This window comes from Gordonia gummivorans (genome assembly GCF_022513585.1).
Taxonomy (GTDB): Bacteria; Actinomycetota; Actinomycetes; order Mycobacteriales; family Mycobacteriaceae; genus Gordonia.
This window is the reverse complement of record NZ_JAKWBF010000023.1, coordinates 34148-51611: the sequence shown is the minus strand read 5'-3', so window position 1 is coordinate 51611 and position 17464 is coordinate 34148. Positions and strand designations below refer to the sequence as shown.

General features: G+C 64.6%; 12 protein-coding genes. 4 read left to right on the top strand and 8 right to left on the bottom strand.

Annotated features, from left to right (window positions below; all coding sequences use genetic code 11):
- The first annotated feature begins 567 nt into the window (after positions 1-567).
- From rplN to MKW15_RS16870, 4 genes are read left to right on the top strand one after another with little or no spacing between them, the layout of a single operon-like run.
- On the top strand, positions 568-936 hold the full coding sequence (gene rplN / locus MKW15_RS16885; RefSeq protein ID WP_004019493.1) for a 50S ribosomal protein L14: 369 nt from the start codon (positions 568-570) through the stop codon (positions 934-936).
- 1 nt (position 937) lies between these two features.
- Positions 938-1255 (top strand): 50S ribosomal protein L24, encoded by a 318-nt coding sequence (rplX, locus tag MKW15_RS16880; protein WP_005197643.1) that lies wholly within the window; start codon positions 938-940, stop codon positions 1253-1255.
- Between the two features lies 1 nt (position 1256).
- The gene (gene rplE, locus MKW15_RS16875) at positions 1257-1838 is read left to right on the top strand and encodes a 50S ribosomal protein L5 (protein WP_055475154.1); all 582 of its coding nucleotides are present in this window, start codon (positions 1257-1259) and stop codon (positions 1836-1838) included.
- Position 1839: 1 nt separating this feature from the next.
- Entirely contained in the window at positions 1840-2025 is a 186-nt protein-coding gene (locus MKW15_RS16870) for a type Z 30S ribosomal protein S14 (RefSeq protein WP_004019490.1), read from the top strand.
- Positions 2026-2212: 187 nt separating this feature from the next.
- On the opposite strand, the gene MKW15_RS16865 is transcribed toward MKW15_RS16870, so the two are convergent.
- From MKW15_RS16865 to MKW15_RS16830, 8 genes are all read right to left on the bottom strand, one after another.
- Complete coding sequence (locus MKW15_RS16865) at positions 2213-3535, bottom strand: HNH endonuclease (protein WP_240860242.1); 1323 nt, start codon at positions 3533-3535, stop codon at positions 2213-2215.
- 447 nt (positions 3536-3982) lie between these two features.
- Entirely contained in the window at positions 3983-4591 is a 609-nt protein-coding gene (locus MKW15_RS16860; protein ID WP_240860241.1) for a DUF4262 domain-containing protein, read from the bottom strand.
- An 80-nt stretch (positions 4592-4671) separates the two neighbouring features.
- Positions 4672-10683, bottom strand: a complete 6012-nt coding sequence (locus MKW15_RS16855) for a beta strand repeat-containing protein (protein ID WP_240860239.1) — start codon at positions 10681-10683, stop codon at positions 4672-4674.
- 218 nt (positions 10684-10901) lie between these two features.
- On the bottom strand, positions 10902-11477 hold the full coding sequence (locus MKW15_RS16850; RefSeq protein WP_240860238.1) for a DUF4262 domain-containing protein: 576 nt from the start codon (positions 11475-11477) through the stop codon (positions 10902-10904).
- Between the two features lie 57 nt (positions 11478-11534).
- Positions 11535-12587: a PQQ-dependent sugar dehydrogenase gene (locus tag MKW15_RS16845; protein WP_374247448.1), complete on the bottom strand. Its 1053-nt coding sequence runs from the start codon at positions 12585-12587 to the stop codon at positions 11535-11537.
- A gap of 34 nt (positions 12588-12621) precedes the next feature.
- Positions 12622-15756, bottom strand: coding sequence for a helicase HerA domain-containing protein (locus MKW15_RS16840; protein ID WP_240860234.1), 3135 nt, complete (start codon positions 15754-15756; stop codon positions 12622-12624).
- A complete protein-coding gene (locus MKW15_RS16835; protein WP_240860232.1) occupies positions 15756-16394 on the bottom strand; it encodes a MarR family transcriptional regulator in 639 nt (212 codons plus the stop codon). The genes MKW15_RS16840 and MKW15_RS16835 overlap by 1 nt, the downstream gene beginning before the upstream one ends.
- Entirely contained in the window at positions 16376-17449 is a 1074-nt protein-coding gene (locus MKW15_RS16830) for an endonuclease domain-containing protein (RefSeq protein ID WP_240860230.1), read from the bottom strand. The genes MKW15_RS16835 and MKW15_RS16830 overlap by 19 nt, the downstream gene beginning before the upstream one ends.
- Between the last annotated feature and the right edge of the window lie 15 nt (positions 17450-17464).

Genomic DNA, 17464 nt, shown 5'->3' with positions numbered 1-17464 from the left:
GTCGAACCCGGCTCGGACTGGGGGATTCGAACTCCGGTCATCGCTCACGGGGCTGGTGGCCCCGAGTCGAGGACTTGCCGTCAGGCCGCAGTTGTCGGACTGAACTGCGGAGCCCGGGGAGCATGGTGACCGTTCGGCTCACGATCGGCAGCCGAGAATTACCCCCGGCGCTGACACGCCCCCCGTGTTTCGCTCCCTTCCGGCTCGCACTGATTGCTCGCCGGACGGGCTTGTGTCTGGTCGATCTCGTCTCATGGGTGCTTCGCGTGGCGGTGCACCCCAGATGGGTCAGTGCGCGGAAAACTTTGCCGGCCCGGCGTCATCCGAAACCCCCGCGCGGTCGCCGGGACCATCGATTTGGCCGGGACCTGGGCATTCCCCTACACTTGTGGGGTTGCCTGCGGCGCCGCTGTGTCGCGAATCGGCTCACGAACCCACTGGGGCGGACGGCCCGGGTGTCACAACCTGGTCAAAACCCCAGGCAGGCGTGTGTTCGATGGCAACAGACCGTGTGCGTCGGGTCGGAAATCCGCCGTACATAAGAAGCCAGGTCAAGGAGACTAACGAGTGATTCAGCAGGAATCCCGCCTGCGAGTCGCCGACAACACCGGTGCCAAGGAGATCTTGTGCATCCGCGTGCTCGGCGGTTCCTCGCGGCGCTACGCCGGCATTGGCGACGTCATCGTCGCCACTGTCAAGGACGCCATCCCGGGCGGCAACGTCAAGAAGGGTGAGGTCGTCAAGGCCGTCATCGTGCGCACCACCAAGGAGCGCCGTCGTGCGGACGGAAGCTACATCCGCTTCGACGAGAACGCCGCCGTCATCCTCAAGGGTGAGAGCGACCCCCGCGGAACCCGCATCTTCGGCCCGGTCGGCCGTGAGCTGCGTGAGAAGAAGTTCATGAAGATCGTGTCGCTGGCACCGGAGGTGATCTGACATGAAGGTCCACAAGGGTGACACCGTGATCGTCATCTCGGGCAAGGACAAGGGCGCCAAGGGCAAGGTCATCCAGGCCTTCCCGAAGACCCAGCGTGTCCTCGTCGAGGGCGTCAACCGAATCAAGAAGCACACCGCCGCGTCGGCCAACGAGCGCGGTGCCTCCTCCGGAGGCATCGTGACCCAGGAAGCCTCGATCCACGTCTCGAACGTGATGGTCGTGGACTCCGACGGCAACCCGACTCGCGTCGGCTACCGCGTCGACGAGGAAACGGGCAAGAAGGTCCGGATCTCGCGCAAGAGCGGGAAGGACATCTGACATGACCTCTACTGAACCCAAGATCCAGCCGCGCCTGAAGACTCGCTACCGCGAGGAGATCAAGGACACGCTGAACAAAGAGTTCGAATACCCCAACGTGATGCTGATCCCGGGCGTCGTGAAGGTCGTCGTGAACATGGGCGTCGGCGACGCCGCCCGTGACGCGAAGCTGATCAACGGCGCCGTCGAGGATCTGGCCAAGATCACCGGCCAGAAGCCGGAGATCCGTCGCGCTCGCAAGTCCATCGCACAGTTCAAGCTGCGCGAGGGCATGCCGATCGGTGCGCGCGTCACCCTCCGTGGCGACCGCATGTGGGAGTTCCTGGACCGTCTCGTGTCCATCGCTCTCCCGCGTATCCGCGACTTCCGCGGCCTGTCGGACCGTCAGTTCGACGGCAACGGCAACTACACGTTCGGCCTGAACGAGCAGTCGATGTTCCACGAGATCAACATCGACAACATCGACCGGCCCCGCGGTATGGACATCACCGTCGTGACGTCGGCCACCACGGACGACGAAGGCCGGGCGCTGCTGCGTGCCCTGGGCTTCCCGTTCAAGGACAACAACGTTAAGGACAACTGACATGGCAAAGAAGGCTCTGGTCAACAAGGCCAACAAGAAGCCCAAGTTCGCCGTGCGGGCCTACACCCGGTGCAACAAGTGCGGCCGCCCGCACTCGGTGTTCCGCAAGTTCGGCCTGTGCCGAATCTGCCTGCGCGACATGGCGCACGCCGGCGAGCTGCCGGGCGTGCAGAAGTCCAGCTGGTGACTTCGCGCTAACCAGATAGCACGTTCAGCCCCACCTCCCACGTCGGGAGGTGGGGCTGAACGCATTTCACCCGCGGCGTGGCTGGGTTCGCTATGGAGTTCTCAAAGGGCGTGCGCGGTCCCGACGGGTCGGGTGCGCGAAAGGTGCTGCGCGGTGAAGTCGGTGAAATGCCTTCCCCGGCAGGGGGTCAGGCGGCGATGCGGTCGTCGAGGGTCATGGTGCGTCGGTTGTAGGCGGGCAGTGGGGTTCGTCGGGGGTCGATAGTGGTGGGTGGTATGAGCCAGGGGTGGCGGTCGGCGCCCATGATGATGTCCCAGTCGCTGGCATGGATGTAGGCGTGGCAGGACGGGCAGAGTAGGCATCCGTTGTCGAGGTCGGTGGGGCCGCCGTGGCTCCAGAACGCGATGTGGTGGACGTGGGTGCGCCCAGCGGGGGCGCCGCATTTGATGCAGCAGTGGTCGCGGATGATGATGGCTCGCCGTAGGTGTGCGGGGAACAGTCGTTTGCTGGTGCCCATCTGCAGGGGGACGGTTTCTCCGTCGATGACGACGTCGGTGACGGTGGAGTCACACGCCAACAGTGATGCTGTGGTGGGGCTGATGGGGCCCAGCCACAGCAGGCTGGCTTTGTCGGGGGCGGTGGCCGGAAGCAGCACGGAGACCTGTGTTTTGGGTGGTGTGGCCAGGGTGGTGTCGGCGACGGCGGCGGCGTCGAGGATCAGTTCGAGGGCATCGGCGTTGCGGGCACCTTGGGCGCGGGCATCGTCGGAGCCGTCGGGTTCGGGTCGGGGTGTGTTCAAGGATTCGATGGCGGCGGTGAGTTTTTCGCCGGTGACGGTGTCGAGGTCGCCGCGCACGGCGACGCGGCCGCCGTTGGTGGGTGTGACGGTGAACTCGTTGATGGTGCGGTCCTCTCCGGGTGGGACTCCTGCGGCGGTGATGGCGTAGGTGTTGCCCAGTTCTCGTGCTTTCGTGGCGATCTCGGCGGGGGTGGCGCCGGACATGGCCTGCGCGATCAACGTGTGTTCGATGTCTGCTCGCTCCTCGTCACAGATTCCGTCGGGCGCGCGTCGGCCGATGTGGGCGATACCGCCGATGATGGCGTCGGCGTGTTCCCCAGATATTGCGCCGTCGGCGGTGTAGCCGGGTAGCCGCGACGTCGGTGTCTGTGCTGCACCGATGCGTAACCAGCGGTGCGCTACTGCCGGGGCGACACCCATGGCGATGAGCAGGGCCGATGTTTTGCTGGTGGTGTGGCGGGCGACGCCGAGGCGGTCGAGGGTGGCGGCGATGGTGGCGGCGTGGTGGTCGAGGATGGCGCGCAGTTCGATGAGCAGGGTCATCGCGGTGTGTGCTTGGCGGCCGCTGGGTGTGGTGCCGCCGGGTGGGAGGTCCCAGAGTGCTGCGCGGATCGCGGTGAGCACGCCGAGGTAGCCCTCAGGGTCGAGAAGCTGGGCGTCGACGACTTGTGGGCTGTCAGTGTTTGGGGCGGGGGCGGTTGTTGTGGGCATGACGGAACCTTCCACATCAAAAGGGTGGGTTTGTCGTCATCGTTGGAAATACATCGGCGAAAACCGCTGCCGATGCGTGTCTTTCATCTGCTGAGAACTACGGTAGCCGGGGGCACCGACAAGAATGGACGGTCATCATCTGGCTGTCGCCACGGAGGCATGCTGTCATCTGATCTCGAAACTGATCACAGACTATCGCGGGGGTCCGACAAGAATCTGTCATCGGCGCTTGATGCTGGCGGCGCTGTGGAAGAAGTGCACCTCGCCGATATGCGTGGCGACGGCACAGGGCAGGAGCTGTTGTTGTGGGCATGACGGAACCTTCCACATCTGAGGGTGGGCTTGTCGTCATCATTCGTGGTGCATCGGCGAAACCTGCTGCCGATGCCTGTCATTCATCTGCTGAAAACCACTGTAGCCGGGGGCACCGACAATACTGTGCGCCGTTCATCCTCGACGCCAGTTCCGTGCGGCCCGGCGTCGTTGCGCTCGGTTCATCCCCTCGTACGCGGAGATGACACGCGGGCCGTCGACGCGCAACGCGTTCGCGTCGTGCACGCCCTTCACGTACTGATGCTCGGGCCGAAGGCTGTAGCCCACCTCCCACGGGTAGGTGTCGAGGTCGTCGGGCCAGACAGCCTGGAGGACAGGCGCATCGGGGTAGACGACGTTAGTGACAGTGAAGTCTGACTTGTCCACCACCTCGATCATCACCACCGGGACCTCCAGCGATTCCAGTTGCACCGGAATTGAATTCGCGACAGCTTGACGCCAGTCGTAGCGGTGGAACACATTGCCAAGTTCTTTCAGAACCTCGTAGCTGGTGTGTGCATTCAGGCCGTAGACGGCCATCTCTGGCAGTTCGTGGAGGCGCAACCCGGTGGTGTACGCGAACGAGCACTCCGGTGTTTCGCATTCCGATGAGTGGAACATGCACTCGTCGCTGATGGCGGTCACCGCCCACCCGCAGCGCCGGATGCGGTCCAGCGTCTCGCGCACCAGGGGGTCGGGATGCCAGCGGGGAAGTCCGCGGAGATCGGAAGCGTGGTCGGCCATGTTCGCTCCTTTGTTCGAGGTGGAACAAGTAGAGCAGGTGGGTCCGACAGAACTGATTCATGACGTTGTTCTTGAGGCCGTCAGCGTTCCAGCGTGGTGGTGTGAATGCCGGTGGCGGTGTACGTCGTCAGCACGACGTCGCCATCCTCGGTGAACGTGGGACCGGTTCGTGGTGCGCCCGGAACTGTGAGGGCGTGATGGGTGACTCCGTCAGGTTCGATCACATGCAACTGTGTTGTGGGTGTTTCATTGGAGTAGTCGGTCGTGAGAAAGTAGGCACTTCCATCTGGCCATGCGGTCAGCCCAGACACGTCTCCGTCGATCTCCGTGGGGAACACGCCGTCGGGAGTGATGGCCATGACGGTGCGCGCCGAGCTGAAATCAGCCCGGGTCACCTGAAATGCGTTGGCACCGCCGGTAACCGGGTCGCCGTATCGGATGCCGTCGAGAGGGACGTACTCGACCGTCCCGTTTGTGGAGACTATTGCCACAACGGTGGTCGGTTCCTCTGCCGACGTATCGCTCTCCATCGAGAGGTAGACCGTCCCATCGGGCGCGACGACAAAGCTGTTGGACTGGCCGTCCACCGTCGTGCTCGTGGGGGTCCCGTCCGGCCGGATCGTCGTCACGGTGGTGTGCCACGTTCCCGACCCGTCGGAATCGCGCGTGATGAGGAGGAGTGTGCCGTCCTCGTCGATGAGTTGCGGCGAGTTGCCGGTGCCTTCGACGGTGATCGGGTCACGTGGGGAGTCGGCGGTGATGGCGGTGACCGTGGTGGTCTGGTCCGGATAACTGCCGTCGACGGTGGTCTGGTAGACAGCAGTGGGTGTGACAGCCACCTGTCCCCACGTCGAACCTTCAATCGGCACAGTCTGTTCGACCGTCCCGTCGGGCGCGAACACGGTTACGACTGTGATCGGTCCATCCGGCGAGCCGTAGTTCGGAATCGTCGTGGTCTGATAGACCCGACCGTCGTTGCCGTCCACCGCGGTCAGATACGGAGTTCCGTCGAGGTCGACAAAGCGATGGGTCCCGTCGGGATTGATCACGATCACTGTGGTCCCGGCGGCGTTGTGCACGGTCTGGTACGTGATCCCCGACGTGGTCGTGACGGCGTTTCCATCTGCCGCTCCCGGGTGACTTATGGTGATGGCGTCGCCTCCGCCGGCGGGGATCACCGAGACGTGGGTGGTGTAGCCGCCGCCAGACTCGAAGGATTGCGTTGTGACATAAGCGGTCCCGTCGCGGCCGGCCACGACCGGCGACGAGGCGTTGTAGGCGCTGGTGGGTCCCGATCGGCCGGGGACGACGACTGTGTCGATCGTGCCGTCCGGCCCGGCGATCACAACCGTTGTTTGTTGTGTCGCGTTGTCGTACGCGGTCTGATATGCCTTTCCGTCCGCACCGAGCACGAGGTTCTGCGCTTGACCGGGCGTGTCATGGGTGACCACGGTTCCGTCCGGGGCGACGACGTTCAGGTGGCCGGGTCCGACGAGGTAGTAATCGTCGAAGGTGGTGTAGTAGATGGTTCCGTCAGCGCCGAACGCCATTGTTTCCCGATTTCCCACACCCGCTAGATCTACGGTGTCGACCGCGCCATCGAGGTCGACGACAGTGATCTGTGTGAAGTACTGGCCATCCCACCCGGATTCGACCCGGTACATGGTCCCATTCTCAGTCGTGAAGTAGTGGATCTCGTCCGATTGCGTGGGTTGCAGTGCAACGCTTTCCGTCGTCGCGATCGGATCGATGGGGAGGATCAGCTCGGTGCTGGTGCCTGAGCCATGTCCATCATTCACACCCACGAGAAGCCGCTCTGACAGCGGTTCAGACGATGCCGCGTACCGTGCGTCGACGGTCGGGGTGTACGTGTAGCGACCGGTCTGCGGGTCGAGAACCAAGGTGCCGTGATCGCCGACGAGCGTTGTGCCTTCGACGTACTGGCCGGTGTCGGGAGAGTAGATGAGGAAGGTCATCTCGTCGCCGTCGAGATCGGTGAAGTCGAGATCGCCGCTGACAGCGCCGGTGTCAGACGCTGGAGCTTCGGGTGCTCCCACGGTGATGCTGGGTGCGTTGTTCGCAGGTGTGATCGGTGCGGTCACCTCGATCTCGAAGGTTTCGCCCGTCACCGAGTCGGTGGCAGTCACCGTGAACGTGTGAGACTGCACGGCACCGGGAAGTGCTGCGGCGTGGCGTGTTTCCCACGTCGGTGTGTACGCGTACTCATGCGTGTACGGATTGAACGTGACGTCCGGATCGTCGGTGGTCAGTGTCGGATCGGTCATGGCGTCGAGTTCTGGAGAATTGATCGATCCGACAGAGGTGCCCTGCGGCAGCGGCTCGATCGGTACGACGACCGCGGCGGCAGCGAATCCGCCGTGACCGTCATCGGCTTTCACGTAGAACACGTCAGATGTGGTCGACGGGTCTGTGCGAGCCAATAGTGACGGAATGTAGGTGAACTCACCGGTTTCGGGGTCGGCGAGCAGCGTGCCGCCACCTCGGGTCGTGTACACGCCAGGTGCGATCATTGTGGCGCCGGTGATCTGGTAGGTGAGGGCGTCGCCGTCGGTCGACACTGCGAAACCGCTGAAATTGCCGCTGACCGAGCCGCTCTCAGGATCTGCGGCGTCGACTGTGGGTGCGTATCCCTCGACGGGCACCGGTGGTGTGTTGGTGGACAGGGCCGAGATCTCGGTGATGACCGGTGTGAACGTGCCGTCGCCGTTGTCCTGGGCTGTCGTGAGGTAGATGGAGTCGACCGAAGACACGGAATAGGCTCCCGCCGTGTATGTTCCGGGCACCGTCAGATCCTGCTGCCCGCCCGTCGGCGTGATGACGTTGATGGTGGTGTCGGGGCTGTTCAACGTCGAGAAAACCAGATAGACCGTGCCGTCCGGCGCCAGGATGTACCCGTGGTAGTTGGAGACGTCGGTGCGGTTCGGAAGAACGGCGGTAGTGATCGTTCCATCGGTCCGGACGAAGTTTGCGGTGTTGACCCCGGTCTCCGAGTCATAGTCGAACAGGATCACCGTCCCATCGTCGGTGACCCCCATGACGAAGGGGTTGCTGGCAGCCAGGGAAGTGGTTGTCGGGACGCCGTTTTCGAGGGAGATCACGTTGACCCCGCTGAGCGACTGCGATTGAGGGGAGTAGTCTCGCGTGACCAGGAACGGAACGCCACTCGTGGTGAATCGTACTCGTCCACCGTCCTGGTAGGAGAGGCCACGAAGTGTGTGGACCTCGGCGCTGCCATCACGATCGACGATCACCAGCGTGGTGTCGGCTGTGAGGGGCGTGCCCGCTGCGTCTCCATCCACGTTGTTGAACGCCCAGTAGGTGGTGCCGTCGGATGCGGTGACGGCAGGTGGCTCTCCGTACTGGGTGGCCAAGCCGCCAGGGACATCATCGGCCACCAACGTTGCTGTCCCCGTGGCCAGATCGATCGCGGTGATGTCGCTGGTGGTGTCCAGGTAGTTGTTGACGGCTGCGTATGTCACCTGATATCCGATGCCGTCACTCAGGTAGGGGCGGTCGTTGCCGATCATGCCATCGATGTCTGCAGTCCACGACGTGCCATTGGCGAGGAGTCCGGTCACATGCGTTACGTACTCGCCAGAGCCGTCCGTCGGATACGTGACAGTTGTTGCATACGAGCCATTACCGTCGACCGATACTGCTGATGCACCGGAGTTTCCGGGTAGCAGGACATCGCTGTCCGTTCCGTCCGGTGCGACGCGGATCAGATAGTACTCGGCTTCTTCTCCGGAGCCCTCGCCTGCGACCAACGATGCCGTACCGTCCGGCCCGACGACCACGTCTCCGAGGAGGAATCCGGGCAGGTCGACGGTGTGCGCTGCTCCGCCGGTGTCGACCGTCGTGATCGAGAATGCCCCGTTCTCATCGGTAGAGACGACGTACGCCGTGCCGTCGTCTGCGAACTTCGGATCGCCGTACGTTGTGCCAGGTAGGTCAATCTGGTCAGACGTGCCATCGGGATGGGCGACGATCACCGCGGCCGTGGTAACACCGGATTCGTCGTCGAAGATCGAAACAACCTGTCGCGCATCACCGTCGGGGGTGACGGTCAGCGGGCCGACGGGTTGGCCGGGGAGTTCGACGGTGTGCACGACGCCGTCGCCGTCGACCACGTCGATGCTGTACGTCTGGTCACCGGCGTCGGCTGCAAAGAGCGCGAATCCGCGAGCCATCACGGCAAACGGCTCAGGTTCGGATTCGGTGGCCGAACGAGTCATCTGATAGATCACCGTCTTGCCCTCGTGCACAACGATGGTCGGTGCGCCCACCGGTTGCCCCGACAGTTCCACCGTGACCGGCTGCTGACCGGGTTCTGCGACGGTGAGGAAGTAGGTGCCGGTGCTTTCGTCGTGGCTTGCCTGGGTGATACCACCGGTCGCGGTGGCGTTCGGATTTCCGAAGGGACTGGCGGGCAACGATATCGAGGACACCGTGCCGTTGGGTTCTACGACGTTGACCCAGTACTGGTCGGTCTCGGTGTCGTGGCTGTGCTGATAGATGACGCCGTCGGACCCCTGGACGGGGATTCCGACCGCGTCACCGGGGAGGTCGGGCCGCACCGGCTTTGCTATCGGTTTCACGGGGAGGTTCAGCGTGACGGATGTCGAATGTCCATGGCCGTCATCGGCGGTCACCAGGAAGGAATCGGTGGTGTTCTCGTCGGCAGCAGCGCGTGCTTCCGGCGTTGGCGTGTAAACGTATTCGCCGTTGGCGGGGTTGAAGACGAGTGTTCCCTTGGGGCTGGTGTAGGTGTCTCCGTCTTGGGTGACGTCGTCGCCGGTGACGGTGTAGGTCGGTTGGTCATCGTCGCGATCGATGAAGGTGAGTTGTCCGCTCACGGCGCCGGTGAAGCTCGCAGGTGCGCTGGGCGGTGACGCGGTGAGGGTCGGCGGCTGGTTGGCAGCGGGAACGGTGACGGTGATGGTCGTGGTGGTCGAGTGCCGGTCCTCGCCGAAAAGTCCTGCCAATCCATGGATGTGGAATGAGGACTCGTCAGACGCGGTGACGGTGAAGGTGTCGGTACCACCGGATTCGCGAAGAGCGTCACTCGGCTTGTAGGTGTAGTTGCCGGTTGCCTGATCGATGACGACCGTGCCGCCTTGCGTGGTGGTCGTCGGCGTCGAATAGACGAGGCGGTCCCCGTCGGCGTCGGTGACACCGATCTGGCCGGTCGCGGTCCCCGACTCCTCGTCGTAGTGGCTGGTCCAGTCGCCGGCGGTCGGGGTCTTGTTGTCCAGCAGGCTTTGTGTGCGCCGCACCCACCAGAGCAACGTCCACGACGCCGGGCTCGACGCCGGGGCGCTGCCGTTGCCGCCGAGGAGGGGAAGTCCGAAGAGAGCGAGGAATCCGAGTGCGGTGGTCCGAGGTTCGAGCGGCGTCGCGGCAGCGAGGGTGGTCGGTGGTGGGGCGGTGATCGTCGGCGTGGTCTCCGACGCCGCAAGGGTGGCGGTGGCAGCCAACGGCGTGCCGGTCGCGACGGGCGGGGTGCCTGCGCGATCGGCCGGTGTGCCCGGTACGGCTCGAGCGGTTGTTCGGTCGTTCTGGGGGTCGTGATCGGGGCTTGGTGGACGCTGGGTGTGGTCGGGGGTCGGCGGGCCCGCGACATCGATGTCGGGAGTGCCAACGGGGGCCGGGACGCCGTTGGGTGTGCCGTTGCCCGCAGGGGTGGAGGTGGTGTCGGGTGCGACGGTGTTTGTCGTCGTGGGTTCGGGTGTCGGTTCCGGTTGTGGTGGGGGATCGGTGTTGTCTGTGTTCTCGCTGGTGTCCGGGGTGACGCCGGGGCCGCCGGTTGTGTCGGTGTCGGAAGCGTCGGGCTCCGTGTTCGCGTCGGCGTTCTCGTCCGTGCTTTCCGAGCCGGCGCCGGCATCATCCGCGTCGCCGTCCGAGTCGTCGTCGGAGTCGGAATCGTTGTCATTGTCGGTCGACTCGGACGAATTCGCCGACCCGCCGTCCGAGTCGGAGGGCTCCGCGTACGCAGGACTGCCGCCATAGAGCAGGATGCTCATGCCGGCGGCGATGGCGAGGATTCTGGCCCGGTTCTTGCGACTCGTCATCGTCGGTTCCTCCTGCGGACGCGGGTCTCGGCGTGGGTACTCCTCTCACGCTGCCGTCGATGACGTCAGGGCGGTATAGCACTCGACTACCTGAACCTGAGGTGGGACTACCTAGTCGTCCCCCTTCCTCGCGCCTCAGGGAGCGGTTGGGGCTCCTCGCACCCCAGGGAGCCGATGGACACTCCGGACCTGGGGCTGTGGGTAACGAGCGCGAGACCTCAGTGCCCGTTCATCCGCCGCGCTTTTCGGGGAAGAGTGCGGTCGAGTCCGCTCGACGGGGTGATGACACGTGGGGGACGTAGGTAGGGGTCACCCGCGTCGTCGATTCCCTTGACCGGTTGATGCAGGGGCAGGAGCGTGTACTCGTCGTGCCAGGGATAGTGGCCGTTCTCGTCGGGCCAGACGACCTGCAGGGCCGGGGTGTCGGGGAAGAGCAGGTTCGCCATCAGCAGATCGTCCTTGTCGATGATCTCGATCAGCCGGACCGGGTCGTAGAAGGCGCCTGTGCTGATCTCGGCACGAGCGCACACAAGGGTGCGCCAATCGTGTTGGTGGAGCAGATCGGCCAACTCGTTCAGCAGTGCGGGTCCGGTCTGCGGATCGAGCCCGTACACGGCGAGGTCGGGTATGTCGTGCAGGACCATGCCCGCGGTGTAGGCGAACGGGCACTCGCGACCGGCGTCGACGGCGGTGACCTGCCAGCCGTCCCTGCGAATGGTCTCGATCGCCGACCGGATGTGCGGGTTGGGATGCCAGCGGGGTAGTCCGCGGATGGCCGACGCGTGATCCGACATGGTCGCTCCTTTGTTCGAAGGTGATCCCATGACAACACGGGGGTCCGACAGAAACGCTCAGCCGATCGGAACCCGCAGGATGCGGTCGTCGTTGGCGGCCGATGCACCCCGACCGTCCGTATTGCTGGTCGAGATCCACAGACTGCCGTCGGGCGCCGCCTCGACCGCGCGCAGACGTCCGAGCTCACCGTCGAAGCGCGACGACGTTGATCCCGCCCGACCGTCGCGCAGGGGGACCGTCCACAGCCGTCGTCCGCGCAGCGCAGCAACATAGGCCGTGTCGCCGACAATCGCCAGACCTGCCGGCGACGCCTCGTCGGTCGACCAGGTCACCTGAGGTGCGACGTAGGCGGGGTCGTCGGATTCGCCCTCGTGGATCGGCCAACCGTAGTTGCGGCCCCGCACGATCAGATTGAGCTCGTCGCGCTCGTTCTGTCCGAACTCGGTCGCCCACAGTCGGCCCGCACTGTCGAAGGCCAAACCCTCGACGTTGCGGTGGCCGTACGAGTACACGGCGTTACCAAACGGATTGCCGGGCCATGGACGGCCGGCGCGGTCGATCCGCAGAATCTTCCCGTTGAGCAGCCGCACGTCCTGGGCGACCTCGGGTTGCGCGGCATCCCCGACCGCGACGAACAGGCTCCCGGCCGCATCGAACAGCAGAGCGCCACCGTGATGATTGGGGGCCGTGTCCAGACCGGTCAGAAGCGGTTGTGGCGGCCCGAGCCGTCGGCCGTCGAAATCCATTCGGGCGACTCGGTTGTCGGAGGCGGTCGTGTAATAGACGTACACCCCGGACTCATCGCCGGGTGCCAGTGCGATGCCTTGCAACCCGCCCTCACCGCGCGGCGCGACCCCGGCGACATCGCCGATCGTGGTGACCTGACCGGTCGGGGAGACGCGGACGATCGCGGCGTCGTCACGCTGGGTCACCAAGGCGTCACCGCCCGCGAGGAACGCCATGGCCCACGGGACGTTGAGGCCGTCGGCGATCGTCGTGATGCCCGACGGCGGAGTCGTGGGTGGTGCCTGCTGATCCGACTGCGCGCACCCGGCGACCAACCCGACACCGCCCAGAGCCGTCGCGGTCAGGAACGTGCGCCGATCGATGGCCATGGCTCCAGCATGCCGTAATCGGCGGTGTTCACCGCGCCGATCGTCTGGCGATCTCGATGACCTCGTCTTCGGTCGGCGGACTCTGCGGGTGGTAGGAAAGGCAGAGTGGAGCCTCGACCTTCACGAACGGACCGCCGTCGATCGCGCTGTAGAAGGTGCCGGTTGGCAGACGTCCGACGTCGGAGACATTGCTGCCCTTGCGTGACGCGAGCTCCTTGGCCGCGGCAACCTGGGTCGGATGATTGAGCAGCCCGAAGAACTGGGTTGACGCATTGCCGCTGATCCGGTTGTGGATTCCGGTCGGGGACTGCGTCGCGAAGATCAAGCCGAGCCCGTACTTGCGCGCTTGTGAGGCGAGTGCGAGTGTGCTCTGCGTGGCCGCCGTTGTGCCCGGCGCAGGTGCAAAGTTCTGTGCTTCGTCCATGACCAGGAGACCGCCCAGTGGTCGGTCGGTAGCCGGGTTCTTGCGGATCCAGGCGAACAGGGCCATCTGCAGCTGGTTGACGAAACTTGCTGCGCGATCGCCGGTTCCGAGCCCGGCGAGGTTGATGACAGAGATACGGGCCCGAAATCCGGGTGTTGGCGTCAGTAGGTAACCGGGATCCGCCGGTGCGGCATCGCCGCCGAAGACGGGGTCGTTTGCCATGGATGCCTTCAGGTTCTCGGCCAGATCGACGGCGAGCTTGGGCGCCTCGGCCAGCGTGCTCACATTCTCCGGCAGTTCCGACAGCATGGCGATGAACGACTCGAGACTGCCGCCACCTCGTCGGCCGAAAGCGTTCATCGCTTGTCGCAGTACGGCTTCCGAGCGAGTTGCCTTCGCAGTTCGGCCCGCGATTCGCGCTCGTGGTGCGATGGCGGCGACCGCCGCGTCAACAGCAGCATCGAACTCGTCGCTGTCGCCCGCGATGGCCGAGAAGTCGGGCAGTGGGCGGAAACTCAACGGGCGACCGTTGTTTCGACCAGGTGTGAATACCGCCACCTCGGTGTCGGCAAAGTACCGGTGCGCGAGTTCACGGTCGCCGGGCGCCCACTGTCGCGCAGCGCCGTCAGACCACGGCACACCCAAGCGGGCCAGGTCGTTGTTGATGTCGAGTACTATCGACGAGACGCCATGAAGCGCCGCCTCTTCCACGATTCGACGAATGAGGACGGTCTTGCCCGACCCGGAGCCGGCGAAGATTGCGGTGTGTTTGCGCATGGCGGCCAGGGGCAGCACGACACTGTCCCCAGCAGTCCCGCGGCCCAGGACGATCGAATCGCTCGTCGCCTCTCCCGACGACGTTTTCTCGCTCTCTGCCTCGGATGTGCCGACGTCCTGTTCGGTGTCGGTGGTCCGCGTCGACGTCGATTCGCGTGCCGCCGTGAGTACAGTTGCAAGACTCTTGATGTCGTCGACCGGACGTCGAGCGACAATCCATTCGTGAAGATGTGGCGACCGCTCCGACCGCAGCTGAGCCAATGCCATCAGGGCACGGATGTCGTCCTGCGACCATGCGACCACGAGCCCACCGCGCGAATCGAGTTCGTTGACCATCGACGCGGTCTTGGGTCCGCTCGGCCACGCCTCTCTCCGAAGGATGACGAGGGTCCGCGCGATTCCTCCCAGACTCAAACCGGCTTGATTGGTGGCGTTCTGCAGTCGCGTCTGTACGGCGCGGGCATTCGTGGCCGCGATTGCCCGGAAGCTCCAGGACTGTTCGATGTCGCGATGGGGGTCGATGACTTGCTTGATGCGTGCGTGCAACACTGCTTTCGGGCTCGGCTTCGCGTCCAGATGCCAGCCGCCGGTATCGTCCGGCAGGGCTTCGATCCATGCGGCGAGACCCGCCTGCAGAATCGGCGGTACCACATGATCCTCGGATTCACCGGCAAGTGCTGGTGCCGGGTCGACGGTCTTGATCAGCTCGGCATAGCGCCGATCGAGCTGTCCGAGAACATCATCCGTAGGAGGCTTGGTGACGAGGGGCTCTTCGATCTGATCGGTCGACGTCGTGACGGCGCCTGCGAGCGAGGTGATCTCGCTGAAATTGCCTGCGCGAAGTTGGCCGGCGATCTGTCGATCCACCGACATCATCAGCTCGCGTGGCGTGTACTGGTCGGTCTCGGACAATGCGGTGTCTGTCACCGGCCAGGTTGGAAAGGGCGGAGTGAAACCGATGGCGTCGAAGCACGGGGTGAATCGCTTCGTGAGGAGCAGTCGCCCGAATTCGGTATCGGTGGGACGCTGCAGGGTCGGCGGCAAGCGGAAGCGATCGATGGCCGATCGCATCACGTGACCTTCGAGGTACTCCCATGCGGCCGTGATGGACGAGACGACCGACACGGTGCGACTCATGGTGTCGCGCAATTGCATCAGCCCGTGCGCGACCTTCTCGACGATGCTCTCTTCTCCGGGCAGTGCGGACTTGCCCGCTTCGATCAAGGTGTCGATCTGGTCGATGGCGAGGACTGCGGCGTCGTCGAAAGCGACGATCCGCGAGATGTTCTCGGCGATCTCCTGATAGCCGAGACGTGCGTTGCGAATTCCCCATCCAGCCAATTCGTCGACGTCGTCGACGTCGAGGTGCAGGAAGGCCTCACCCAGGTCCTTGGTGGCAAAGTCGTCGGATTCCAGCAGCACCAGCGCACGCAGAATGTGTTGCGAGCGCCGCCGATGCCGGGAGTGCCGGGTGTAGACGCCGTGGACGAAGTCGTCGAGGGTGTCGGGAGTCAACTGCGCACTGCCTGTCACGGCACGACGGGTGGCCTCGCCGACCTCGGCATCGCGTGCCAGCCTATCGAGTAACTGGTTGAGCTGAGATCGATGCGTCGGCGTCGGACGGCTCAGGTCTTCGAGGATGGCGATGACCACGGATTTCCAGAAGTCGCTTCCGTCAAGGAGTTTCACCAGGAAGAAGTAGCCGCCATCGGTATGCACACGCTCGCGCACCTGGCCGATCAGGTGCGTCTTTCCCGAACCTGCCGGACCACGAACGGCAACCCCGATCGGGCTGCCCGCGACCGATCTCCGCGCGTCTCCGAACGCACGCAGGATCTCTTCCAGGGTGGCCTCATGGAGACCGCCGACGTGATATGGCGCAGCGGCGCCCCAGACGTCGTCGGGAGTGTCGGCCCAATCGAGTCGGATGGCTTCAAGCGCGCGGCGAATTCCGTTGTCCATCAGACCTCCTCGATGGCGAACAGATGGCATCGTTGGGTGCCGACCAGGACCGCGGTGGCACGGTCGATGTCGGTCAGCAATGCCTGATCCTCTTGCGGGATGAGGCTCACGCCCGCACGACGCTGTAGTTGGATCGCGGCGTCGTCGAAGGCCTCCGGTTCGATTCCGGCGGCGGTGCGAAGCTTGGCGATCTCGACGAACTCCCCGGGATGGGTTGCCAGCGAATGGTAGGCCGCAACGAAACGCTGAGATGGGTCGGCGGTTGAGCACTTGGCTGATTCATCTGGCCGGGGGCGACCGAACAGCTCATGCAGTCGGAGATCCTCGTCTGCGAGGTACCGTCCGATGCCGGCGAGTACCGAGTACAACGCCCGATACGGCGGCAGTGACCGGTTGGGCGGGCTAGCCGTGAGTTCGGTTGCGCACCAGGACCATCCGCGGTCGGTCAGGGCGTGATACCACGCGTTGCGCGCACCTTTCCTCGATTCGATCAGGCCGTGGCGCAGCAGGGTGTCACGTCCGCGTTTGTCGAGCGACGGTCCGATCTTCGAGAGATCCGGGTTGGCGATCTCACGCGACTCGGCCATGAGCACGAAAAGGATCGCGCTCAGTGTCGGCGTCAGTTGCGGGTGTTCCACGTCGGATGCTCCTCGGTTGATGGTGAGGTCATAGGGTCGGTCCGTTGGCCGAGGACGAGACGTATCTCGTCGACGACCTGATCGATGGATTCGAGGACCTGCTCGTTGGTGTAGCGCAGCACAAGGTGACCGCTTCGTTGGAGCATGTTGTCGCGGATGCGGTCTCGGGTGTATTTGTCCGGGCGGCGGTGATCGGGCCCATCGACCTCGACCACCAGGCGCTGTGCCATCCACAGGAGATCCACGATCACCGTGGGCGCCAACGGATCATCGAGCGCCGGACTTCTGTTCCATCGCCGTTGGTGAGCCCACGGCTGTCGCGAGAGCGCACGTTCCAACGACTGTTCGGCGATACTGTGCGGAGCGGGCGAGCCCGGGCGACGGGACACCGTGAGCACGGGAGCGGCGGGCTCAGGCTTCATCGCACCCGAGTCGCCGACCGGCAGGTGGCCGCCACCGAGCCGGATTAACGGAATTCGGGTGACCGTGGGCAGGGCGTCCGCGGTGAGCCACACGGTCAGACCTCCGTGCTCGGCCAGCCATTCGCAGGCGGTGGCTGCCGCGGACTGTGCGAGGGCGGTGAGATCAGAGTCCGCGCGGACGGCGAGAACGACGTCGGGTCGGCCGTAGGTGTGCCGGAGCAGCCGCATCAGACCATCGGCTCGCACCTCGAGTGCCGCGCGTTGCGGCGGCCGACGACCCGCGGCGGCGGCCCGCGCCAACTCGACGATGATCGAGGTCGGCAGGCCGGTCGTCGAGCACAGGTGACGCGCGCGTTCGTCGGCGTCGGCAACATCCATCAGCGTCGCGGTGTCGCTGTCGGGCAGCCAACCGGGGAACAGGCCGACAAGGATGTCCTCGAGTGCGCAGAGTACTTCCGACACCACTTGACGAGCGCTGCGGTGGTCGGGCCCTCGATAGTCGAGGATCACCGGTAGGTCCTCGGAGACAGCGTCGACGAGAAGATCGAGCCCGTCTGCATCGATGTCAGCGATGCGCAGGACATGTCCCGGGCGTAGAGCTGGGGCGACCTGCGCCGACGAGACCACGTTCATCGGTGACTGAATATA